Origin of the sequence: Micromonospora sp. NPDC004540, assembly GCF_040610095.1 — a bacterium.
In the GTDB taxonomy this organism is placed as follows: domain Bacteria; phylum Actinomycetota; class Actinomycetes; order Mycobacteriales; family Micromonosporaceae; genus Micromonospora.
Genome location: NZ_JBEXLR010000081.1, coordinates 1 through 21,564 on the forward strand (window position 1 = coordinate 1; position 21,564 = coordinate 21,564).

Annotated in this window: 24 protein-coding genes and 1 pseudogene; 17 read left to right on the forward strand and 8 right to left on the reverse strand. The window is 74.5% G+C overall.

What is annotated here, in order from left to right; genetic code table 11:
- A pseudogene (locus tag ABZV78_RS23430) lies at nt 1-304 on the reverse strand (2-phospho-L-lactate guanylyltransferase); the annotation flags it as partial.
- Between the two features lie 109 nt (nt 305-413).
- On the opposite strand from ABZV78_RS23430, the gene ABZV78_RS23435 reads away from it, so the two are divergent.
- From ABZV78_RS23435 to ABZV78_RS23455, 5 genes are all read left to right on the forward strand, one after another.
- On the forward strand, nt 414-1,139 hold the full coding sequence (locus ABZV78_RS23435) for a lysophospholipid acyltransferase family protein (RefSeq protein WP_355641751.1): 726 nt from the start codon (nt 414-416) through the stop codon (nt 1,137-1,139).
- Nucleotides 1,140-1,215: 76 nt separating this feature from the next.
- On the forward strand, nt 1,216-2,223 hold the full coding sequence (locus tag ABZV78_RS23440) for an NAD(P)H-dependent glycerol-3-phosphate dehydrogenase (protein ID WP_355641753.1): 1,008 nt from the start codon (nt 1,216-1,218) through the stop codon (nt 2,221-2,223).
- A gap of 7 nt (nt 2,224-2,230) precedes the next feature.
- Nucleotides 2,231-3,340, forward strand: coding sequence for a cystathionine gamma-lyase (locus tag ABZV78_RS23445; RefSeq protein ID WP_355641755.1), 1,110 nt, complete (start codon nt 2,231-2,233; stop codon nt 3,338-3,340).
- A 171-nt stretch (nt 3,341-3,511) separates the two neighbouring features.
- Nucleotides 3,512-4,303 carry a putative protein N(5)-glutamine methyltransferase gene (locus tag ABZV78_RS23450; RefSeq protein WP_355641795.1) on the forward strand — a complete coding sequence of 264 codons (792 nt, stop codon included), beginning with the start codon at nt 3,512-3,514 and terminating at the stop codon, nt 4,301-4,303.
- 98 nt (nt 4,304-4,401) lie between these two features.
- Entirely contained in the window at nt 4,402-5,454 is a 1,053-nt protein-coding gene (locus ABZV78_RS23455) for an ROK family protein (protein ID WP_355641756.1), read from the forward strand.
- A gap of 21 nt (nt 5,455-5,475) precedes the next feature.
- Here the strand turns inward: ABZV78_RS23455 and ABZV78_RS23460 are convergent, their stop codons facing one another.
- Nucleotides 5,476-5,676 (reverse strand): DUF397 domain-containing protein, encoded by a 201-nt coding sequence (locus ABZV78_RS23460; RefSeq protein ID WP_355641758.1) that lies wholly within the window; start codon nt 5,674-5,676, stop codon nt 5,476-5,478.
- Between the two features lie 5 nt (nt 5,677-5,681).
- The gene (locus ABZV78_RS23465; protein WP_355641760.1) at nt 5,682-6,527 is read right to left on the reverse strand and encodes a helix-turn-helix transcriptional regulator; all 846 of its coding nucleotides are present in this window, start codon (nt 6,525-6,527) and stop codon (nt 5,682-5,684) included.
- Between the two features lie 272 nt (nt 6,528-6,799).
- Here ABZV78_RS23465 and ABZV78_RS23470 point away from each other — a divergent pair, with 272 nt between their 5' ends.
- Nucleotides 6,800-7,030, forward strand: a complete 231-nt coding sequence (locus ABZV78_RS23470) for a hypothetical protein (protein WP_355641762.1) — start codon at nt 6,800-6,802, stop codon at nt 7,028-7,030.
- A gap of 213 nt (nt 7,031-7,243) precedes the next feature.
- On the forward strand, nt 7,244-8,338 hold the full coding sequence (locus ABZV78_RS23475; RefSeq protein ID WP_355641764.1) for a D-alanine--D-alanine ligase family protein: 1,095 nt from the start codon (nt 7,244-7,246) through the stop codon (nt 8,336-8,338).
- 31 nt (nt 8,339-8,369) lie between these two features.
- Here the strand turns inward: ABZV78_RS23475 and ABZV78_RS23480 are convergent, their stop codons facing one another.
- Nucleotides 8,370-8,981 (reverse strand): DUF3515 family protein, encoded by a 612-nt coding sequence (locus ABZV78_RS23480; RefSeq protein WP_355641765.1) that lies wholly within the window; start codon nt 8,979-8,981, stop codon nt 8,370-8,372.
- Nucleotides 8,982-9,215, reverse strand: a complete 234-nt coding sequence (locus tag ABZV78_RS23485; RefSeq protein ID WP_013284547.1) for an Lrp/AsnC ligand binding domain-containing protein — start codon at nt 9,213-9,215, stop codon at nt 8,982-8,984.
- 164 nt (nt 9,216-9,379) lie between these two features.
- Between ABZV78_RS23485 and ABZV78_RS23490 the strand changes: the two genes are divergently transcribed.
- Both ABZV78_RS23490 and ABZV78_RS23495 read left to right on the forward strand, forming a co-directional pair.
- On the forward strand, nt 9,380-10,327 hold the full coding sequence (locus tag ABZV78_RS23490) for a thiamine-phosphate kinase (RefSeq protein WP_355641767.1): 948 nt from the start codon (nt 9,380-9,382) through the stop codon (nt 10,325-10,327).
- 63 nt (nt 10,328-10,390) lie between these two features.
- Entirely contained in the window at nt 10,391-10,858 is a 468-nt protein-coding gene (locus ABZV78_RS23495) for a GNAT family N-acetyltransferase (RefSeq protein WP_355641769.1), read from the forward strand.
- A gap of 9 nt (nt 10,859-10,867) precedes the next feature.
- On the opposite strand, the gene ABZV78_RS23500 is transcribed toward ABZV78_RS23495, so the two are convergent.
- A complete protein-coding gene (locus tag ABZV78_RS23500; protein WP_355641771.1) occupies nt 10,868-12,124 on the reverse strand; it encodes an ATP-grasp domain-containing protein in 1,257 nt (418 codons plus the stop codon).
- Between the two features lie 185 nt (nt 12,125-12,309).
- On the reverse strand, nt 12,310-12,501 hold the full coding sequence (gene rpmB / locus ABZV78_RS23505; RefSeq protein WP_013284551.1) for a 50S ribosomal protein L28: 192 nt from the start codon (nt 12,499-12,501) through the stop codon (nt 12,310-12,312).
- Nucleotides 12,502-12,737: 236 nt separating this feature from the next.
- Here rpmB and ABZV78_RS23510 point away from each other — a divergent pair, with 236 nt between their 5' ends.
- The 3 genes from ABZV78_RS23510 to ABZV78_RS23520 are packed head-to-tail and all read left to right on the forward strand — an operon-like array spanning nt 12,738 to nt 17,511.
- On the forward strand, nt 12,738-14,348 hold the full coding sequence (locus tag ABZV78_RS23510) for a DAK2 domain-containing protein (RefSeq protein ID WP_355641773.1): 1,611 nt from the start codon (nt 12,738-12,740) through the stop codon (nt 14,346-14,348).
- Nucleotides 14,345-16,546: an ATP-dependent DNA helicase RecG gene (recG, locus tag ABZV78_RS23515; RefSeq protein WP_355641775.1), complete on the forward strand. Its 2,202-nt coding sequence runs from the start codon at nt 14,345-14,347 to the stop codon at nt 16,544-16,546. The genes ABZV78_RS23510 and recG overlap by 4 nt, the downstream gene beginning before the upstream one ends.
- A gap of 44 nt (nt 16,547-16,590) precedes the next feature.
- A complete protein-coding gene (locus tag ABZV78_RS23520; protein ID WP_355641777.1) occupies nt 16,591-17,511 on the forward strand; it encodes a serine hydrolase domain-containing protein in 921 nt (306 codons plus the stop codon).
- Between the two features lie 51 nt (nt 17,512-17,562).
- Here the strand turns inward: ABZV78_RS23520 and ABZV78_RS23525 are convergent, their stop codons facing one another.
- On the reverse strand, nt 17,563-18,699 hold the full coding sequence (locus ABZV78_RS23525) for an LPXTG cell wall anchor domain-containing protein (RefSeq protein WP_355641779.1): 1,137 nt from the start codon (nt 18,697-18,699) through the stop codon (nt 17,563-17,565).
- Nucleotides 18,700-18,941: 242 nt separating this feature from the next.
- On the opposite strand from ABZV78_RS23525, the gene rsmD reads away from it, so the two are divergent.
- The 5 genes from rsmD (at nt 18,942) to rpmF (ending at nt 21,519) form a co-directional block, all read left to right on the forward strand.
- Complete coding sequence (gene rsmD / locus ABZV78_RS23530; protein WP_355641781.1) at nt 18,942-19,505, forward strand: 16S rRNA (guanine(966)-N(2))-methyltransferase RsmD; 564 nt, start codon at nt 18,942-18,944, stop codon at nt 19,503-19,505.
- The gene (coaD, locus tag ABZV78_RS23535; RefSeq protein ID WP_091312514.1) at nt 19,502-19,978 is read left to right on the forward strand and encodes a pantetheine-phosphate adenylyltransferase; all 477 of its coding nucleotides are present in this window, start codon (nt 19,502-19,504) and stop codon (nt 19,976-19,978) included. The genes rsmD and coaD overlap by 4 nt, the downstream gene beginning before the upstream one ends.
- A gap of 136 nt (nt 19,979-20,114) precedes the next feature.
- Nucleotides 20,115-20,612 carry a hypothetical protein gene (locus ABZV78_RS23540; RefSeq protein ID WP_091312510.1) on the forward strand — a complete coding sequence of 166 codons (498 nt, stop codon included), beginning with the start codon at nt 20,115-20,117 and terminating at the stop codon, nt 20,610-20,612.
- Nucleotides 20,613-20,776: 164 nt separating this feature from the next.
- Nucleotides 20,777-21,340, forward strand: a complete 564-nt coding sequence (locus ABZV78_RS23545) for a YceD family protein (RefSeq protein WP_148427014.1) — start codon at nt 20,777-20,779, stop codon at nt 21,338-21,340.
- A 5-nt stretch (nt 21,341-21,345) separates the two neighbouring features.
- Nucleotides 21,346-21,519, forward strand: a complete 174-nt coding sequence (rpmF, locus tag ABZV78_RS23550) for a 50S ribosomal protein L32 (protein WP_091312500.1) — start codon at nt 21,346-21,348, stop codon at nt 21,517-21,519.
- Nucleotides 21,520-21,564 lie beyond the last annotated feature (45 nt).

Genomic DNA, 21,564 nt, shown 5'->3' on the forward strand with positions numbered 1-21,564 from the left:
CGGCCACCGCGGCGCGCGGGCCGGCGACGGCCGCGCCGTGCCGGAAGGCCCCGTTCAGGCCGGCGGCCGGGTCCGGCGTCACCGCCGCGCCGGCCGCCGTGGCCTCGGCCGCGACCCGGGGGTCGTCGGTCACCACCAGCACCCGGGCCACGGTCGGGCAGGCCCGCACCGCGCGGACCGTGTCGGCCGCCAAGGCCAGCGCCAGCTCCTCGTGGGGTACGCCGGGCAGCGCGCCGCGCAGGCGGCTCTTCGCCACCCCGAGGCGCTTCACCGGCACCACCACGGTCCAGGTCGGCTCACGCACGTCACAATCCTGCCAGTCGGCCGGCGGTACCCTCACTGGCCGGACCCGGAGCGAGCAGGCATGATTTCGTCCCGGGGCGTGCGCGCATGGGGCGGAACGAGGAGGCAGGGTGGCACCGCGGAGGCTGGGATTCTGGCCACGGTTCGCCGTGGTGCTGGTGAAGCCGGTGTTGACCGTCTGGACCCGCCGCACCTGGCGGGGCATGGAGCACCTGCCCCGCGAGGGCGGCATCATCATCGTGCCCAACCACATCTCGCACGCGGACCCGCTGGTGTCCGCGCACTTCATCCACGACGCCGGGCGCTGGCCGCAGTTCCTCGGCAAGGCCAGCGTGTTCCGGGTGCCGGTGATCGGCTGGATCCTGCACCGGTGCAGGCAGATCCCGGTCGAGCGCGGCAGCGTCGAGGCGGCCCGGTCGCTGGACAAGCTGGTGGCCGCCGTGAACTCCGGCGGCGCGGTGGTGATCTACCCGGAGGGGACCACCACCCGCGAGCCGGACCTGTGGCCGATGAAGGGCAAGACCGGCGCGGCGCGGCTGGCGCTGGCCACCGGCGCCCCGGTGATCCCGATCGCCATGGTCGGCCCGGAGAAGATGTTCGACCCCCGGACCGCCCGCGTCGGGCTGCGCCCGCGTACCCCGGTGACGGTGGTGGCCGGGCCGCCGATCGACCTGAGCCGGTGGGCGGGCGCCACGCCGACCCGGGCGATCCTGGAGGAGATGACCGACACCATCATGCTGCGGATCCGGGACCTGGTCGCCGAGATCCGCGGCGGCACGCCACCACCGCTCTGGGAGCGGCCGGCCCGGACGCGTACCCCCGAGGTGACCGAATGAGCGAGCGTAGCGAGCGAATCAGTCGGCTCAGTGCGCTGGTGCCTCATGCCGTCACCGACCGAAGGGAGGCGACGGCATGAGCGGGCATGTCGCGGTGCTGGGGGCGGGCTCGTGGGGCACCGCGTTCGCCAAGATCCTCGCCGACGCCGGCCGGGACGTGACCATCCTGGCCCGGCGCGCCTCGGTGGCCGAGGCGATCCGGACCGGGCGCCACAATCCGGACTACCTGCCGGACGTGCGGCTGCCCGACCGGGTCACGGCGACCGGGGACGCCGAGGAGGCGATCGCCGGCGCCGAGGTGGTGGTGCTGTCCGTGCCGTCGCAGACGCTGCGCGGCAACCTCGCCGAGTGGACCCCGCACCTGGATCCCGACGCCACGCTGGTCTCCCTCATGAAGGGCATCGAGCTGGGCACTACCAAGCGGATGAGCCAGGTGATCATGGAGACCGCCGGGGTGCCGGCCGACCGGGTGGTGGTGGTCTCCGGGCCCAACCTGGCCCCGGAGATCGCCGCCGAGCAGCCGGCCGCGACCGTGGTCGCCGGCACCGACAGCCGCCGGACCGCGCTGGTCCAGGCGTCGATCCGGACGCCGTACTTCCGGCCGTACACCAACGACGACGTGATCGGCTGCGAGCTGGGCGGGGCCGTGAAGAACGTGATCGCGCTGTCCTACGGCATCGCCACCGCGATGGGCTTCGGCGACAACACCCGGGCCATGCTGATGACCCGCGGCCTGGCCGAGACGGCCCGGCTGGGCGTGGCGCTCGGCGCCGACCCGATCACCTTCGCGGGGCTGGCCGGGATGGGCGACCTGGTCGCCTCCTGCTCGTCGCCGCTGGCCCGCAACCGCACCTTCGGTGAGCACCTGGGCCGGGGGGAGACCCTGGAGCAGGCGCAGGCGGCCACCCGGCAGACCGCCGAGGGCGTGAAGAGCTGCCTGGCCATCCGGGACCTGGCCCGGGCGCACGGGGTGGAGATGCCGATCACCGAGCAGATCGAGCGGATCTGCCACGAGGGGATGGACCCGCGGCTCGCCGTGGACGCCCTGATGAGCCGGACCGCGAAGCCCGAATCGTACGAGTGAGGCGGCCATGACCGAGTGGGGTGACGGCACGCGCAGCGTGCACGCCGGACTGCCCGCGCCGGAGCCGGGCCGGCCGTTCCTGCCGGGGCCGGTCTTCGCCGCGCCGTACCACCTGGACCCGTGGCGGGGGCCGGAGGCGACCCCCAACGGGTACGGGCGGCCGGACAACCCGACCCGGCGGCTGCTGGAGTCGGCCGTCGGCGAGCTGGAGGGCGGCGACTGCCGGGTCTTCGCCAGCGGCCAGGCGGCCATCACCGGGCTGCTGCTGGCCCTGCTGCGCCCCGGGGACACCGTGCTGCTCCCCGCCGACGGCTACTTCCCGGTCCGCGCCTTCGCCACCGCCACCCTGGAGGGCATCGGGGTACGCGTCGGTTTCGTACCGACCGCGGGCCCGTACCCGTCGTTCGACGGCGTCCGGCTGGTGCTGCTGGAGACCCCGGCGAACCCCGGCCTGGACGTGGCCGACGTGCCGGCGCTGGCCGCCGCGGCGCACGCCGCCGGGGCCCTGCTGGCGGTCGACAACACCACCGCCACCCCGCTCGGGCAGCGGCCGCTGGACCTCGGCGCCGACGTGGTGGTCGCCTCCGGCACCAAGGCCCTCACCGGCCACTCCGACCTGCTGCTCGGCTACGTGGTGACCCGCTCCGCGGAGCTGCTCGACGCGGTCACCGCCTGGCGGACCACCACCGGCGGCGTGCCCGGCCCGTTCGACTGCTGGCTGGCGCACCGCTCGCTGGCGACCGTGGACCTGCGGCTGGCCCGGCAGACCGCCAACGCCGAGGCGCTGGCCCGGCTGCTGGCCGCCCGCGGCGACGTCACCGGCCTGCGCTGGCCCGGGCTGCCGACCGACCCGGCGTACGCGGTGGCCTCGGTCCAGATGCGACGGATGCCCGGCGTGCTCTCCTTCGACCTGGGTGACGCCGACCGGGTGGCCCGGTTCCTCGACGCGTCGCGCCTGGTGGCCGCCGCGACGTCGTTCGGCGGGCTGCACACCACCGCCGACCGGCGGGCCCAGTGGGGGGACGACACCCCGCCCGGCTTCGTCCGGCTCTCCTGCGGCATCGAGGACGGCGCGGACCTGGTCGCCGACGTGGCCGCCGCGCTGGACTCGGCCTGACGCCGGCCGGCCCGCTCCGCTAAGGTGACGGGCAGTCACGGCCCGCGTGGGCCCCGACCGGAGGAGGTGAGACCGATCCACCAGCACAGGACCGGCGCTCCCTCCGAGTCCGCGTCGCCCCGGGATTAGGCGACGCCGGGAGCGCCGATGAGCGTTCCCGAAAGGCTTGCCATGGCACCCACCCTGTTCTCCCCCGACCGTCCCGCCCTCGTCCGGCGGCTGCGCGCCGCCGGCTGCGTCTTCGCCGAGGACGAGGCGGACCTGCTGATCGCCGCCGCCGACACGGCCGAGGCGCTGACCGACCTGGTCGACCGCCGCGTCGCCGGCCTGCCGCTGGAACACCTGCTCGGCTGGGCCGAGTTCTGCGGCCTGCGGGTCGCCGTCGATCCCGGGGTGTTCGTGCCCCGTGGGCGCACCGCCCTGCTGGTCGCGGCCGCCGCGGCCGTGGCCGGTCCGGCGCCCGCCGTGCTCGACCTCTGCTGCGGCTCGGGCGCGGCCGCGCTGGTGCTGCACGACCGGCTGGCGCCCCGCTGGCTGGCCGCCGCCGACCTCGACCCGGTCGCCGTGGCGTGCGCCCGGCGCAACCTGGCCCCGCTGGGCGTGCCGGTCTACGAGGGCGACCTGTTCGCGCCGCTGCCGGTGCGGTGGCGGGGGCGGCTGGACCTGGTGGTGGCGAACGCCCCGTACGTGCCGAGCGACGCGGTGGCGATGATGCCGGCGGAAGCGCGGCTGTACGAGGCCCCGGTGGCGCTGGACGGCGGCGTGGACGGGCTGGCCGTGCTGCGCCGGGTCGCCGCCGGCGCCGCCGAGTGGCTGGCCCCGGGCGGGCACCTGGCGGTGGAGGTGAGCGCCGGCCAGGCCCGGGAGCTGTGCGCGGTCCTGACCGGCGCCGGCCTGGACCCGTCGGTGGTGCACGACGACGACCTGGAGGCCACCGCCGTCACCGCCCGGCTGCCGGGCTGAGGCGCACCGGCCCCGCCCGCCGGCGGGGCCGGTACGACCGTGGCGGGACGGTGCCGCTCGAACTAGCCTCAGGTCAGGCTCGGCGGGAGGCGGTGGCGGTGGGCAGCGCGGGTGTGCCGGTGGTGGTGGGGCTGGACAACGGCGGCACGAGCAACAACGCCACCGTGCTGACGGTCGACGGACGGTTCCTGGTGGACGGGCTCGTGGAGATTCCCAGCGAGGTCCAGGCCGGGCCGGAGGCGGCCATCGAGGCCCTCGCGCGGGCGCTCGACGGCGTGCTGGCGCTGACCGGGGTGCCCCGCGAGCTGGTCCGCGCGGTCGGGCTGGACACCCCCGGCCCGGCCAGCGCCACCGGGGTGATCTCCTCGCGCGGCTCGACCAACTTCTCCCAGCCGGCCTGGCGCGGCTACGACGTGCGCGGCGCGCTGGAGCACCGGCTCGGCCTGCCGGTGGTCTACGCCAACGACGGCAACGCGGCAGCCCTCTACGCGCATCACGTGCACTTCGGCGCCGACGCCATGCGCCGCTCCTCGGTCGCCGCGATCGTCGGCACCGGGCTCGGTGGCGGGGTGGTGGAGGACGGCCGGGTGGTCGGCGGCGCGGCCGGCATGGCGGGCGAGTTCGGGCACGTGCACATCCCGCTGGACGGGCTGCTCGGGCCCGGCCAGCTGGCGCCGGTCTGCGCCTGCGGCTTCGCCGGGGACGCGGAGAGCGTCGCCTCGCTCACCGCCATCGCGCACAACCTGCTGCCGTACTGGCTGGGGCGGTTTCCGGGGCATCCGCTGGCGGCCGAGGAGCCGGGCCGGGCGGCGAAGATGGTCCGTGGTTACGGCGAGCGGGGCGACCCGCTGGCCCGTGAGGTCTTCACCCAGCAGGCCATGGCGTTGGGCCGGCTGTTCACCATCGCGGCCAACTTCACCGACCCGCACGCCTACTTCGTCGGCGGTGGGGTGGTGGAGGCGGCGCCGGAGTTCCGTGACTGGTTCCTGGCCACCGTGCGGGAGCACACCGTGCTCCGCGCCGAGCAGCGCGCGGTGGCCACCTTCGCCCTGGTGCCGGACCGCGACATGGCCGGGGCGCGCGGGGTGGCCATCGCGGCGCTGGAGGCGGTCCGCGGTGGGGCCGCCGCCGGCCCGCTGGTCGTCGGCTGAGCCCCGGCGTCGCCGGCCGGATCAGGGGCGCGGCGGGGCCCCGGTGAAGGCCGCCCAGGCGGCCGGGGAGAAGACCAGCACCGGGCCGGCCGGGTCCTTGGAGTCGCGGACCGCGACCGCCTCCGGCAGCGGCGCCATCTCGACGCAGGCGCCCTCGTCGCCACTGTGGCTGCTCTTGCGCCATCCGCCCGCCACCGGGCGGGGACTGTTCGTGCCGTTCATCGCTTCTACCTCTCGTTCAGCAGGCGGAGCAGCTCGTCCCGGCTGGCCGCCGGGCTCAGCGCCACGGTCCGCAGGTGCTCCATGATCTTGGTGCAGGTGCGCAGGTCGCCCGGCCGGTCCAGCACCATCTGCCCGGCGACCGTCTCCACCGAGGCGATGATCGGGTCCTCCGGATCGGCGAACTCCAGGATGTGCAGCGACCCCCGCGTCCCCCGGTGGTAGCCGGCGGCCAGGGGGATCACCTGCACGGTGATGTTGGGCAGCTCGGCCATCTTCAACAGGTGCTGGAGCTGACCTCCCATCACCCTGCGGTCCCCGACCGGGCGCAGCAGCGCCCCCTCGTCGATGATGGCGTCGAGGATCGGCGGATCGTCACCCGTGAGCCGTTGCTGGCGGTCGAGTCGCAGCTTGACCCGCTGCTCCACCTGCTCGTCGCCGAGCGTGTGCGGGCCGCCGCGCATCACCCCGCGGATGTAGTCGGCGGTCTGGAGCAGGCCCGGCACCACCGACGGCTCGAAGTTGGCGATCCCGGTCGCCTCCGCCTCCAGGGCGATGAAGTCGATGGTCCGTCGGTCCAGCAGGTAGGAGTAGGAGACCCACCAGCCGGGCTTGCGGGCGTCCTTGGCGAGCTGCACCGCCGCGGCGATCTCGTCGGGGCCCACCCGATAGAGGGTGAGCAGCGCCCGCACCGTGGCCGGGTTGACCAGGGTCTGCGCGTTCTCGTAGCGGGACAGCGTGCTGCGGGTGCTGTTGATCTCGTCGGCCGCGGACTCCAGGGTGAGGCCGGCGGCCTCCCGGTGGGTCCGCAGGGCGATGCCGAGCCGTCGGGCCCGGGCGGTCTTCGGCGCCATGCATCGATGGTCGCACATCAACGGGAGAGCGGGCGTGAGAGAAGTCCGGTGAGAGTTGCATTCACGCGTGTCCACCTGTAAATCTGTGACGGCGTCCTCACCGCTGGTTGTCGTGGCGACGGTGGTGGTGAGCGACCGGAGGGGATGGGGCGCGCGGCGATCGGGTTACTCCCCCACGACCCGATCGCCGCGTGCCCGTACCGGCACGCCAGGCGGGGAGGAGTCGCGATGACGGTGAGGGCCTGTCACCCCGGGAACGGGGGTGGGCGGGGATGACCCGGTTCCTCGTGGTCCTCACCGACGTGCGCCCCCTCGACGGGATCTGGCGCAACGAGCGGACCAGCCCCGAGCGGCGCCGGCAGGTCGTCGGCGCGAGCAGCCGCGAGGCGGCGGACCGGATCGCCGGGGCCTTCATGGCGCTGGGCATGGTCCGCGCCGGCCGGCAACGGGTCAAGGTCATTGCGGTCGGCCGCCGGTCGCTGGCCGCGGACCAGCTGAACTGAACCGGGCTCACTCCGGCTCCGCCGCACCAGCCGTGCCCGACCGCCGGCGCACGTCTGGTTACTCCCCGTATACGCCTCGCTGACCGGATGCGGCCCGCTGCGTCGTCTCCCTGGGTATCAACCACCGACGCTCGCCACGCACAGTAAGGTCAACCGGGTGAGCGCCACCGGCGAGCACGGCCAGCCGTAGTCGGGAGCGAAGAGGTGACCGGAGTGAGCACCCCAGGCAAGACCCGTGTGGCGATCGTCTTCGGCGGTCGCAGCCCCGAGCACGGCATCTCCTGCGTGAGCGCCGGCAGCGTGCTGGCCGCCCTCGACCCGGACGAGTTCGAGGTCGTGCCGGTCGGCATCACCCGGCAGGGCCAGTGGGTGCTCGCCAGCGGCGACCCCGCCCAGCTCGCCATCGCCGACCGCAAGCTCCCCGAGATCACCGCCGGCTCCGGCGCCGAGCTGGTGCTGCGCGCCGACCCGGCCGTGGGCGGCCTCCTGGTGCTCGACCCGGCCCAGGGTCCGGTGGCGCTGGCCGACGTGGACGTGGTCTTCCCGGTGCTGCACGGCGCCTACGGCGAGGACGGCACCATCCAGGGAATGCTGGAGATGGCCGACATCCCGTACGTGGGGGCGAACGTGTTCGCCTCGGCGGCCGCCATGGACAAGGAGTTCACCAAGAAGCTCTGCGCCGCCGAGGGGATCCCGGTCGGGCCCTACGTGGTGCTGCGCGCCGGGATGACGCTGACCGAGGAGGACAAGGAGCGCCTCGGGCTGCCGGTCTTCGTCAAGCCGTCCCGGGCCGGCTCCTCGTTCGGCATCACGAAGGTCGACGACTGGGCGCAGCTCGACGCCGCGGTCGCCACCGCCCGCGAGATCGACACCAAGGTGCTGGTCGAGGGCGCGATCGTGGGCCGCGAGATCGAGTGCGGCGTGCTGGAGGGCGAGGCCGGCGGCGCCCCGGAGGCGTCGGTGCTGGCCGAGGTGCGGGTGGTCTCCGGCCACGACTGGTACGACTTCGAGGCCAAGTACATCGACGACGCCTGCGAGTACGACATCCCGGCGAACCTGCCCGAGCAGGTGACCCGGCAGGTGCGGGAGTATGCGACCCGCGCGTTCACCGCGCTGGACTGCTCGGGCCTGGCCCGGGCCGACTTCTTCGTCACCCCGGAGCTGGACGTCTACCTCAACGAGATCAACACCATGCCGGGCTTCACCCCGACCTCGATGTTCCCCCGGATGTGGGCGGCCAGCGGGCTGGAGTATCCGAAGCTGGTCAACCGGCTCATCCGGACCGCCCTGCGCCGCGCCGGCCGCTGACGCCCCGGGCGTCGCGACCGGCCGGCGACGGTCAGGCGGAGCAGCCGGACGGCGCGGTCTTCGCGGCCGGCACCGAGGCGACCACCGCGTCGGAGATCGGCGTGACCCACTGGAGCGGCTGCTCGTACTGCTTCGGGACCCGCACCCGGACCGGGGTCTCCCGGTCGACGGTGGTCAGCACGGTGGCGTCCGCCTCCTGCACCGCGTGCCAGCAGACCTTGTTCACCGACCAGACCTCGTCGGTGGGCTGCACCAGCGGCGGCGTGCCGCCGCAGGCCACGGTGAGCGCCGGGTCGCCGTACGCGGCGTTCTGCTCGGCACCGGCGGTCACCGGTCGCTGCGCCAGGTCGCGGACGGTCGCCGGGAGCTGCGACACCAGGGCGCGGCACACCGTGGCGGACCGCTCGGCCAGGGCCGGCGCGGGCAGCTCGACGGGCGTGCTCGACTGCGGCCGGACGGCGCTCGCCGACGGGCTGGGCGCGGCTTCCGGCGAGTCGGGGGCGAGCTTGGCGAAGGTGAACCCGGCCACCGCGAGGGTGACCGGCACCGCGACGAGCGTCGCCCAGAGCGCGGCGCTGCGGGTCGACCGGTCGCGGCGCGTCGCGCGGGACTCGTCGGAGGGGGAGGACGTGATCTCTTCCACTTACAGGCGCACCACCGAACACGTGAGGGTGCGGGTGATGCCGGGCACCATCTGCACCTTGCTGACGATCAGTTTGCCGAGCTCGTCGACGGTGTTCGCCTCGGTGAGGACGACCACGTCGTAGGGCCCGGTGACGGCGTCGACGCGTACCACGCCGGCAAGGTCCGCGATCAGACCGGCCACGTCACGCGCCCGCCCGACCTCCGTCTGGATGAGGATGTACGCCTGTACCACGACTCGACCTCCGTCCGTCGCCGCCTGGGGCGGCCCGAAGGGTGAAACTACCCTACGGAGCGGCCCTGATCCGTATCGGTCGCCGGCCGGATGCGGTGAGCGGGCACACGTCGGGGTAGTGGTGGCGGGACGGCCAAGTGGGAAGAGCGCGACGAGGGGACGACATGACGGTCGCGAATGTCGGTGAGTTCGGGCTGATCGACCGGGTGACCGCCCGGTTGGCCCAGGGGGAGAGCTGCCTGCTCGGCCCCGGAGACGACGCGGCCGTGGTCGCGGCGCCGGACCGGCGGGTGGTGGCGTCCACGGACGTGCTCGTGGAGGGGCGGCACTTCCGGCGGGACTGGTCGGGGGCCCGCGATGTGGGACACCGGGCGGCGGCGGCCAACCTGGCCGACATCGCGGCCATGGGGGCCACCCCGACCGCGCTGCTGGTCGCCCTCTGCATGCCGGCCGACCTCGACCCGGCCTGGGCCGAGGAGCTGGCCGACGGGTTGGGCGCCGAGGCGGCCCTCGTGGGCGCGAGCGTGGTCGGCGGGGACATGTCGGCCAGCCCGACGCTGACCATCGCGGTGACCGCCCTCGGTGACCTGGCCGGCCGGGCGCCGGTGGTCCGCTCCGGGGCCCGCCCGGGCGACGTGGTGGCCCTCGCGGGACGCACCGGCTGGGCGGCCGCCGGCTACACCGTGCTGTCCCGGGGGTTCCGCACCCCCCGGCTGCTGGTGGAGGCGTTCCGCCGCCCCGAGGTGCCGTACGCGGCCGGTCCGGAGGCCGCCGGGCACGGCGCCACGGCCATGATCGACGTGTCGGACGGGTTGCTGGCCGACCTGGGGCACGTGGCGAAGGCCAGCGGGGTGGCCGTCGACCTGACCCGAGAGGCGTTCGAGGTGCCCCGGCAGATGCGCGACGCGGCGCAGGCGCTCGGCGTCGACCCGTACACCTGGATCCTGGCCGGGGGCGACGACCACGCCCTGGCCGCGACCTTCCCGGCGACCGCGACGCTGCCGCCGGGCTGGCGGACGGTCGGGCGGGTGACCGAGGGCGCCGGGGTGACCGTGGACGGCGGCCCCTACGCCGGCACCGCCGGCTGGGACCACTTCCGCCGCACGGAGTGATCTGCGTCCGATGCGGGGGATCGGAGCCCGGGCCGGCCCGGTCCCGGTCGTACCCTGCATTCCGTGAGCGAGATCGAGATCCGGGCGCAGCGCTTCGACGCGCCCGAGTCGCAGGCGTTGATCCGGGCGGCCCTGGCCGACCTCGGTGAGCGGTACGGCGGCAGCGGCGACGAGACGCCGGTCGACGCGGCCGAGTTCGAGCCGCCGGCCGGCACCTTCCTGGTCGCCTACCTCGACGGGCAGCCGGTGGGCTGCGGCGGCTGGCGCAGCCACGGTGAGGACGGCGGGACGGCCGAGCTGAAGCGGATGTACACCGCGCCGACCGCCCGCGGCCGGGGCGTGGCCCGGGCGGTGCTCGCGGCGGTCGAGCGGTCCGCCCGGGACGAGGGCCGCAAGCGGATCATCCTGGAGTGCGGCGACAAGCAGCCCGAGGCGCTCGCCATGTACACCTCGGCCGGCTACGAGCGGATCCCCAACTTCGGCTTCTACCGGGACGCCCCGGGCTGCCTCTCCTTCGGCCGCGCCCTCTGACCCCCGCCGTCAGTCGACGGTGATCCGGATCTCGCCGGCGGCCTTGCGCGCGGCGCTCTCCGCCTCGCCGCGGGTGGCGCCCCAGGCCAGCAGGTGCCCGCTGCGGTGCGCCGAGGACAGCAGTTCCGGCACGTGGTCCCCGACCTCCGCCTCGACCTGCACGTCGAGCACGCCGGGCACCCGCAGGGCGGCCCGCCGGCCGTCCACGGCGGTGACCCGTCCGGGCGGGGCCACCAGGAACTCGACGGCCGCCGCGCCGGTCGGCCGGGCCCGCAGCGCCGGCCGTTCGCCGCGCAGCACCCGCAGGTACGCCTCGATGAAGTCGATTTCGTAGGCGATCGACACCAGCGCGGTGATCATGTCGCCGGGCATCCGGGCGGCGCACTCGACCAGCGTCGGCACGCCGTCGACCAGGATCCACTCGCTGTGCAGCATGCCGCTGCGGAAGCCGGCCGCCTCGGCGAGCCGGACCGCGGCGCCCCGCAGCGCCCGCTGCTCCGCGCCCGGCAGCGCGGACGGCACGGTGTGCCCGGTCTCCACCGGGTACCGGCCGCCGGCGATCCGCTTGTCCGTGACGTTGGCGAAGATCGTCTCGCCCTCGGCGACCAGCAGTTCGACGCTGTGCTCCGAACCGACCAGCAGCTCCTCGACCAGCACCCCCGTGGGTACGCCGCGCTCGGTGGTGTCGGCCGGCTCCGGCGGGGCGGCGCTGGCCGCCCAGCGCGCGGCGACCTCCGCCGGGTCGGTGACCAGCTGCACCCCCAGGCTGCCGGAGCGGCGGGTGGGCTTGAGCACGCACCGGCCGCCGTGCGCCCGGGCGAACTCCGCCGCCCGCGCCGGGTCGTCCACCAGCTCGTACGCCGGGTTGGCCAGGCCGGTGGCGTCGGCGAGCAGCCGCATCCGGTGCTTGTCGGAGAAGACGTCGGCGGCGGCCACCCCGGCGCCGGGGAGACCGAGCCGCTCGGCCAGCCGGGCGGCGGCGCCGACGGCGTACTCCAGGCCGGGCAGGACCAGCCGGGCGGCGGCGAGGCCGGGTTCCCGGGCGAGCAGGGCGTCGACGTCGAGGCCGGTCTGGTATTCCGCCGGCACCAGCCGGGCGATCGTCGGCAGCCCGGCCACGAAGCGCTCCAGGCCGCGGCGTCGGATCACGTCCGGCTCCTCGACCAGCACCACCCTGCCGGGCGGCAGCTCCTGGTCGAACCAGCGCAGCGAGCCGAGCGACCCGCCGACCACCAGCAGCTGCTCCCGCCCCAGGTCCAGCTCCACCGGTCGTTCCTCCCCACGGTCGCGCCGGAACGGACGGCCGGCGCAGCAGCACCCTAACCGGGCCGGTCCAACCGGCCACCGGACGGTCGGCGACCCGTCAGCGCGGGGCTGCGGACACGACAGAAGCCGGCGGACCCGAGGGGTCCGCCGGCATCCGGCGAAAATGTGCGGGCGGTGCTACCGCGTCAGGCGCGGGTGACCTTGCCGGCCTTGATGCACGAGGTGCAGACCTGCAACTTCTTGGTGGTGCCGCCACCGGCCGGGGTACGCACCGACTGGATGTTCGGGTTCCAGCGGCGGTTGGTCCGCCGGTGCGAGTGGGACACGTTGTGGCCGAAGCCCGGCCCCTTGCCACAGACGTCGCACACGCTAGCCACGGGATACTCCTGGGATTGAAACGTTCATGAGGTCGCCGCCAGGCGCTGCCCGGGCAACCTGGTCAGGTTACCCGATGACACGCCGGTAAGCCCAACCGGCCCGGTCGGCGGCCGGCGGAGCCCGGCCAGCGTACCCGGGCGGCGGGCGGACCGCGCCGCCCCGGGGCCGCCGGGACACGCCGGTCGAAAGCGGCCGGCCCCGGCGTGTGTCAGTGCGCGCCAGTAGGCTTCCGGACGTGCTGGACACCCTCGACGCCGCCGCGGTGCGCCGCTGGTGCGCGAGCGGGCTGGCCGCCCTCCAGCGGCACCAGGGCGAGATCGACCAGCTCAACGTCTACCCGGTCCCCGACGGCGACACCGGCACCAACCTCGTGCTCACCCTCACCTCCGCCCAGCAGGCCCTCGCCATGGACCTGGAGACCCTCCCCGAGGACGGGCACACCCCGCACGGGCACGCGCTGCGGCTGATGGCCCGGGGCGCGCTGCTCGGGGCGCGGGGCAACTCCGGGGTGATCCTCTCGCAGATCCTGCGCGGCTTCGCCGACGCGCTCGCCGCCGCCCCGGCGGTCCGCGGCCGGCAGCTCGCCGCCGGGCTGGCCGACGCCGCCACCGCCGCCTACGGGGCGGTCGCCCACCCGGTCGAGGGCACCCTGCTCAGCGTGGTCGCCGCCGCCGCCCGCGCGGCCGAGCAGGCGGACACCGACGACCTGCGCGCGGTGGCCCGGGCGGCGGCCGGCGGGGCGGCCCGCGCGCTGGCACGCACCCCCGAGCAGTTGCCCGCACTGGCCCGGGCCGGCGTGGTCGACGCCGGCGGGCGCGGCCTCTGCCTGCTGCTCGACGCGCTCGTCGAGGTGGTCACCGGGGAGAGCCCCCGGCAGCCGGCGCCCGCGCCGCCCGCGGCCCGCCCGCCTGCGACCGCCGTCCGGGAGACCGGCTCCTCGGCGTACGCCTACGAGGTGCAGTACCTGCTCGACGCCACCGACGAGGCGGTGGACCGGCTGCGCGGCGAGCTGGACGGCCTCGGCGACTCCCTCGTGATCGTCGGCGACAGCGGCACCTGGAACGTGCACGTGCACGTCAACGACGTCGGGGCGGCCGTCGAGGCCGGCGTGGTGGCCGGCCGGCCGCACCGGATCACGGTGACCCGGTTCGCCGACCAGGTGGCCCCGGCCGCGCCGCTGCCGACGGCGCTGCCCGACGGCCGGGCCGCCGTGGTGGTGGCCACCGGCGCCGGCATCGCCGAGCTGTTCGGCGCCGAGGGCGCCACCGTGGTGCCGGCCAACCCGTCCACCGGCGAGCTGCTCGACGCGATCCGGGCCACCGGCGCCGCCCGGGTGGTGGTGCTGCCCAACGACCCCAACACCCAGTCGGTGGCGAGCGCGGCCGCCCGGGAGGCGCACCGGCTCGGGGTGAAGGTGAGCGTGGTGCCCACCCGGTCCCCGGTGCAGGCCCTCGCCGCCCTCGCCGTGCGGGACCCGAAGCGGCGCTTCGAGGACGACGTCATCGCCATGGCCGAGGCCGCCGGAGCCTGCCGCTACGCCGAGGTCTGCCACGCGAGCAAGGAGGCGCTCACGGTGGCCGGGCCGTGCCGCCCGGGCGACGTGCTGGCGCTGGTCGAGGGGGAGGTGCACCTCATCGGCGCCGACCTCCTCGACACCTGCACCGCCATGGTCGACCGGATGCTGGGTGGCGGCGGCGAGCTGGTCACCCTGCTCTGCGGGGCGGACGCCCCGGCCGGGCTGGCCGACCGGGTACGCGAGCACGTCGAGCGGTCCTGGCCGTTCGTCGAGGTGCAGGCGTACGAGGGCGGGCAGCCGCACTATCCGCTCCTGGTGGGGGTCGAATGACGAGCGAACCGGCGACGGTGGACACGCCGCTGAAGAAGCTGGTCGGGGAGCGCACCGCCAAGGCCCTGGCGAGCCACCTCGACCTGCACACCGCGGGCGACCTGATCTACCACTTCCCCCGCCGCTACGACGAGCGCGGCGAGCACACCGACATCCGCTCGCTGGACGTGGGGGAGCAGGTCACCGTGCTGGCCCAGGTGCAGCGCACCGCGGTCCGGCCGATGCGGCAGCGCCGGGGCAACCTGCTGGAGGTCACCGTCGGCGACGGCTCCGGCGGGGTGCTCACCCTCACCTTCTTCGGCAACCAGGCGTGGCGGGAGCGGGAGCTGCGCCCAGGCCGCTGGGGGCTGTTCGCCGGCAAGGTCACCGAGTTCCGGGGCAAGCGGCAGCTCAACGGCCCCGAATACGTGCTGCTCGGTGAGGGCGGCGACGGCGAGGCGGCGGCCAACGAGGAGGTCGAGGAGTTCGCCGGGGCGCTCATCCCGGTCTACCCGGCCGCGGCGGCCGTGCCGACCTGGGTGATCGCCCGCTGCGTCCGGGTGGTGCTGGACACCTTCACTCCGCCGGACGACCCGCTGCCGGCCACCGTGCGGGCCAGCCGCAACCTGGTCGGCATCGGCGCCGCGCTGCGCGAGATCCACCGGCCCTCCAGCAAGGAGGAGCTCTACCGGGCGCGCCGGCGGCTCAAGTGGGACGAGGCGTTCGCCGTGCAGCTCACCCTGGTGCAGCGCAAGCACCGGGCGGCGGCCTGGCCGGCGAAGGCCCGGCCGGCGAAGCCGGGTGGGCTGCTGGACGCCTTCGACGCCCGGCTGCCGTACGAGCTGACCTCCGGCCAGCAGGTCGTCGGCCGGGAGGTCGCCGCCGACCTGGCCACCGCGCACCCGATGCACCGGCTGCTCCAGGGCGAGGTGGGCTCCGGCAAGACCGTGGTCGCGCTGCGCGCCATGCTCCAGGTGGTCGACGCCGGCGGGCAGGCCGCCCTGCTCGCCCCGACCGAGGTGCTCGCCGCCCAGCACCACCGGGGCATGCTCGACCTGCTCGGCCCGCTCGCGCAGGCGGGCGAGCTGGGCGCCGCCGACGACGCCACCCGGGTGGAGCTGGTCACCGGCTCGCTGGGCGCGGCGGCCCGGCGGCGGGCGCTCACCGAGGTGGCCGAGGGGCGCGCCGGCATCGTGCTCGGCACCCACGCCCTGCTCTACGAGGGCGTCGACTTCCACGACCTGGGGCTCGTGGTGGTCGACGAGCAGCACCGGTTCGGCGTGGAACAGCGGGACGCGCTGCGGGCCAAGGCCGACCAGCCGCCGCACGTCCTGGTCATGACCGCCACCCCGATCCCGCGCACGGTCGCCATGACCGTCTACGGCGACCTGGAGATCTCCACGCTGTCCCAGCTGCCGCAGGGGCGCTCGCCGATCGCCTCGCACGTGGTGCCGGCCGCCGAGAAGCCGGCCTTCCTCGACCGGGCCTGGCGCCGGTTGCGTGAGGAGGTCGGCAAGGGACACCAGGCGTACGTGGTGTGCCCGCGGATCGGGGAGGGTCCGGCCTCGGACGAGGAGGCGCCCCGCGAGGACGACTCCGGCCGCCGGCCCCCGCTGGCGGTGACCGAGGTGGCCCCGCTGCTCGCCGAGGGGCCGCTGCACGGGCTGCGGATCGGGGTGCTGCACGGGCGGCTGCCAGCCGACGAGAAGGACGCCGTGATGCGTTCCTACGCGGCCGGTGACCTGGACGTGCTGGTGGCCACCACGGTGGTCGAGGTGGGCGTCAACGTGCCGAACGCCACCGTGATGATCGTGCTGGACGCCGACCGGTTCGGCGTCTCCCAGCTGCACCAGCTCCGCGGCCGGGTGGGCCGGGGCTCGGCCGCCGGCCTCTGCCTGCTGGTCACCGAGGCGATGGAGGGCTCCCCGGCCCGGGAACGGCTGGACGCGGTCGCCTCCACCACCGACGGCTTCAAGCTCGCCGAGCTGGATCTGGAGCAGCGCCGGGAGGGCGACGTGCTGGGTGCCACCCAGTCCGGCCGCCGGTCCCACCTGCGGCTGCTCTCGCTGCTGCGCGACACCGACCTGATCCGCGACGCCCGGGCCGAGGCGATCGCACTGGTCGAGGAGGACCCGGAGCTGGCCCGGCACCCGGCGCTGGCCGCCTCGGTCGCCGCCCTGGTCGACGAGGAACGCGCCGAATACCTGGAGAAGGGCTGATCCGGCGCCCCCACCCTCTGGCCCGCCGGGCCTAGGCTCGGGCGATGCCGACTCCATCCCTCGACCGCGGCGTGCTCCTGCTGGCGCGGGGCGACGATCTCCTGGTGGACCGGGTCACCGGCTCCGCCGACGCCGAATCGCCCTGCACCCACGCGACGCGCTTTCAGATCGCCTCGATCAGCAAGCAGATGGCCGCCGTCGCGGTGCTGCTCCTCGCCGAGCGGGGCACGTTGCGCCTGGACGATGCGATCAACCGCTGGCTGCCGGATCCGCCGGCGGCCTGGTCCGGGATCACCCCGCACCACCTGCTCACCCACACCTCCGGCCTGGGTCACTGGGAGGAATACCCGATGATCGACCTGGCCGAGCCGGTCGAGCCGGACAAGCTGCTGGCCGTCTTCGCGGGCGTGCCGCCGCTGTTCGCTCCCGGTGCCGGCTGGCACTACAGCAGCCCCGGCTACGTCCTGCTGGCCCGGGCCGTCGAACGCGCTTCCGGCCGCCCGTACGCCGAGTTCCTGGCCGAGGAGGTCTTCGCGCCGCTCGGCATGACGGGCAGCTTCGCCGGCGACGCCGCCGGGCGGGACGACGTGGCGGTTGGGCACGAGGGCGGCCGGCCGGTGCCGTCCTGGAACCTGGACACGGTGAGCATGGGCGCCGGGGACGTCTGGTGCACGGGTGCCGACCTGCTCACCTGGCTGGACGTGCCACGCCGGGGCCGGCTGCTCGGGCCCGCCGCGGTGGCCGCCATGATCACCCCGCACGCGCCGACCGGCCGCCCCGGCGAGGCGTACGGCTACGGCTGGTTCGTCGGCCCGCTGGCCGGGGAGCGGGCGGTCCACCACTCCGGGGACAACGGCGGTTACAAAGCGTTGGCGGCCTGGTTCCCCGACTCGGACCGCCGCCTCGTGGTGCTGACCAACCAGGCCGAGATCGACCGCGCGCTGCTGATGGCGGAACTGGAGTGAGTCGAGGGCGCGCCGGCCGGGGTGGTCGGCGCGCCCTCGGGCAGGCTCACGTCAGGCGGTGAAGCGGATCCGCCGCCGTCGGGTCACCACGAAGAGCACCGCGCCGGCGGCCACCAGGGCACCGGCCACGGCCGCCAAGACGCCGGCGGCCGCGCCGGTCACGGGCAGGGCCGGGCCGTCCTGGTCACCGCCGCCGCCACCGGGCGTGCAGTCGGCCGGCTTCTTCCAGGCGATCGGCGAGCTGTCATCCAGGCCCTCGGCCTTCGGGGTGACCGTCAGGCCCTCGTGTGCCGTGAACTTCGCGGTCCCGGTCTCGCCCGGCTTCACGACGAGGGTCTGCGCCTCGCCCTTGTTGGGGGTGAGGGTCACCTTGACGATCACGCCGTCCTTCGGGTTCTCCACCTGGAAGATCAGCTCGTCGCAGGTCGACCGGTAGCTGCCGGTCGGCTCGCCCGGCTTGACGCAGTCCTCGGCCGCGGCCGGCTCGTCGTCGAAGAGCGGCTTCTGCTGGCTCGCCTCGGTCACCCTGATCTTCCCGGCGTTCTCGGCGGGCACGGTGATCGTCTCGTCCTTGCCCGGCCCGACGGTCACGGCCTTGGTGAAGCCGTCAGTGCCGGTGACGGTGAAGTCGGCGTCTCTGGTGGCCTCCGGTCCGTTCGCGAGCTTCACGGCGACGTCGCCGGTGCAGTCGGCGGTCACCGTGGCCTTGGGGTTCGGCCGGGCCGGCGGCGGGGTGACCACCTTGTCGCAGCTCTCACTGAACCTGATCGACGCGCTCTTGTCGCTGTCCTCCTGGTACTCGTTGTCCCACTGCGCCCGGACGGTCAGCGACGCCTCGGCGACATCACCGCTGAGGCGGGCGGTGCCGACCACGGGTTGCGAGACCTGGTACGGGTACGAGTCGTCGGTCGTGGCCTGGATGCCGTCCACGGTGAACGGGGCGGTGGCCGTGGCGGTCCGGCTGGTGCCCTCGACCTTGGTCAGCCGGTAGGTGTCCACTCCCTGCGGGGCGTAGGTGCGCACGGTCCAGGTGGTCACCCACTCGCCGGCGGCGGTGTCGCACTCCGCGGTGACCTTGATTTCGCTGTGGTGAGCGCTGGCGGGGGCGGCCAGCGTGGCGACGCCGGTGAGGCCGAGCAGCGCGCCGGCGACAACGGCCACGGCACGCCGGAGGTTCAGACGGTTCACGTCTACTCCTGGTGAGGGGAATCGGAGGAGTGTGCCGGGCGGACCGGAGCCGCAGGCCCGACAACCGGGCAGACCCTAGCGAAATCGACAGCGTGGGCGTTACGGCGATCGACGGTGTGTAAACGGACTGTTATTGATTTGAGATCATTGATGTACGGCAGGTGACCGGTCGTCGCGCCGGGTGGTCCGCCCGGCCCGGTCCCGCCGTCGCGTAGCGTCTGGGGCATGTGCGGGAGCAGGCGGTGACCCGGATCGTGGCCGGGGCGCTCGGCGGCCGGCGGATCGCCGCGCCGCCCGGCGCCGGCACCCCGCCGACCTCGGACCGGGTGCGCGAGGCGCTGTTCAGCGCGGTGCAGGCCGAACTGGACCTCGACGGGGCCCGGGTGGCCGACCTCTACGCCGGCTCCGGCGCGGTCGGGCTGGAGGCGCTGTCCCGCGGCGCCGCCCACGTGCTGCTCGTCGAGTCCGACCCCCGGGCCGCCCGGGTGATCCGGGAGAACATCGCCGCGCTCCGGGCCGCCCCGGCCGCCCGCCTGGTCACCGGCAAGGTGGCCACCGTGCTCGCCGCCGGCCCGGACGGCGGGCCGTACGACGTGGTCTTCGCCGACCCGCCCTACGCCGTACCCGACGAGGAGATCACCTCGATGCTGGCCGCGCTTGTCGGCGGCGGCTGGCTGGCCCAGGACGCCCTGGTGGTCGTCGAGCGGTCCAGCCGCACGGGCGAGGTCGAGTGGGTGGAGGGCATCACTGCCGGGCGCAGCCGTCGCTACGGCGAGACCACCCTTTGGTACGGTCGCCGATCATGAGACGTGCGGTCTGTCCCGGCTCGTTCGATCCGGTCACCAACGGACACCTCGACATCATCGGCCGGGCCAGCCGGCTCTTCGACGAGGTGATCGTCGGCGTGCTGGTCAACCAGTCGAAGCAGGGGCTGTTCACGGTCGAGGAGCGGATCGACATGCTCCGCGAGGTGACCTCCTCGTACGACAACGTGCGGGTCGAGTCGTTCCGCGGCCTGCTCGTCGACTTCTGCCGGGCCCAGCAGGCGAGCGTGCTGATCAAGGGCCTGCGCGCGGTGAGCGACTTCGACTACGAGCTCCAGATGGCCCAGATGAACATCGGCCTGGCCGGCGTCGAAACGCTCTTCATGCCGACCAACCCGCTCTACTCCTTCCTCTCCTCCAGCCTGGTCAAGGACGTGGCCAAGTGGGGCGGCGACATCTCCGCCCACGTCCCGGACGTGGTCCGCGAGGAGCTGGTCGCCCGGCTGCGCCGCTGACCGCGCCGCGAGCGACGCGCCGGGCAGGGGTGCAGCGGCGCGGGTGGAGAGCGCGTTACATGATGTGTGCAGCGCCGAACCCGGGCGCAGGCCGCATCATGAAGGTCGGCCGACGAACGACAGGAGTGAGGTACCGGTGGACCCGCTCGATCGCATCGACGAACTGATCGCCATGGTGGAGCAGGCCCGCTCCGTGCCGATGTCCCGCAACAACTGCATGGTCGACCGGGGCGAGATGATCGCCGCCCTGGACGAGCTGCGCGTGGAGCTTCCCGCCGACCTGCGCCGGGCCGCCGCGCTGCTGGAGGAGCGGGACAAGATCATGGAGGCCGGCAAGCGCGAGGCCGACCGGATCATCAGCGAGGGTGAGGCGGAGCACGCCCGCCTCGTCTCGGTGAACGAGATCACCGTGTCCGCCGAGCACGAGGGCGCCCGGATCATCGCCGAGGCCCGGGCCGAGGCGCAGCGCCTGCGCGAGGAGGTCGACGACTACGTCGACACCGCCCTGGCCAACTTCGAGCAGTTCCTCACCCGGGCGCTCGCCTCGATAGAGCGCGGCCGGGACAAGATGCACGCGCTGCGGGAGATCGGCACCTTCGCCGGCGACGAGGCGGACCGCCCGCTGCCCTTCTGAGCGCCGCCGGCGGCGGTCGGCGACCGCGCTACCCTTGCCAGCGGCACGCGGGCCGGTGGCCGACAGCCGGCACCCGACGGGCCAGGGACGACGCCCCGGTTCGACGGTCCGCCGGTCGTCCAGGTAACCTTCTTTGTCGGCCTCTCACCGGCCGGAGTCTAACTATGCCCAAACACACGCCAAGCCAACTCGACCCCAGGTCGCCGCTGGTCCTCGACACGAGGGACCTGCCGCGTCGACCTGGCGCGTTGCGTACGCATCGGCGCGTCGTGCCGGCACCGGCGGACCTCGGCGTGGAGTTGATCACTGTGCCGGAGGGCGCGGACCTCGACCTCGACCTGAGGTTGGAGTCGGTGTCCGAGGGCGTGCTCGTCTCCGGGACCGTCACCGGTCCCGTCAAGGGCGAGTGCGGCCGCTGCCTCCGCGAGATCGACGACTCGGTGGCCGTGACGATCCAGGAGCTGTACGCGTACGAGAACAGCACCACGGACGACACGACCGACGAGGACGAGGTGGGCCGGATGCAGGGCGATCTGATCGACCTGGAGCCGGCGCTGCGGGACGCGGTGGTGCTCGCACTGCCGACCAACCCGCTCTGCCGGGAGGACTGCCCAGGGTTGTGCCCCGAGTGCGGGGTGCACTGGGACGATCTGCCGGCCGACCACAGTCACCAGCAGATCGACCCGCGTTGGGCGGGCCTGTCGCAACTGACCCGTACAGAGGAGTAAGAACCGTGGCCGTCCCCAAGCGCAAGATGTCGCGCAGCAACACCCGCGCCCGCCGGGCGAACTGGAAGGCCACGGCGGTCGCGACCGTGCCTTGCCCGCAGTGCAAGTCGGCCAAGCTGCCGCACGCCGCCTGCTCCGTCTGCGGCACCTACAACGGCCGTCAGGTCCTCGAGGTCTGACGGACGCCGAGTGACGTCCCCGACCACCGGTCGGGTGGCGCACGC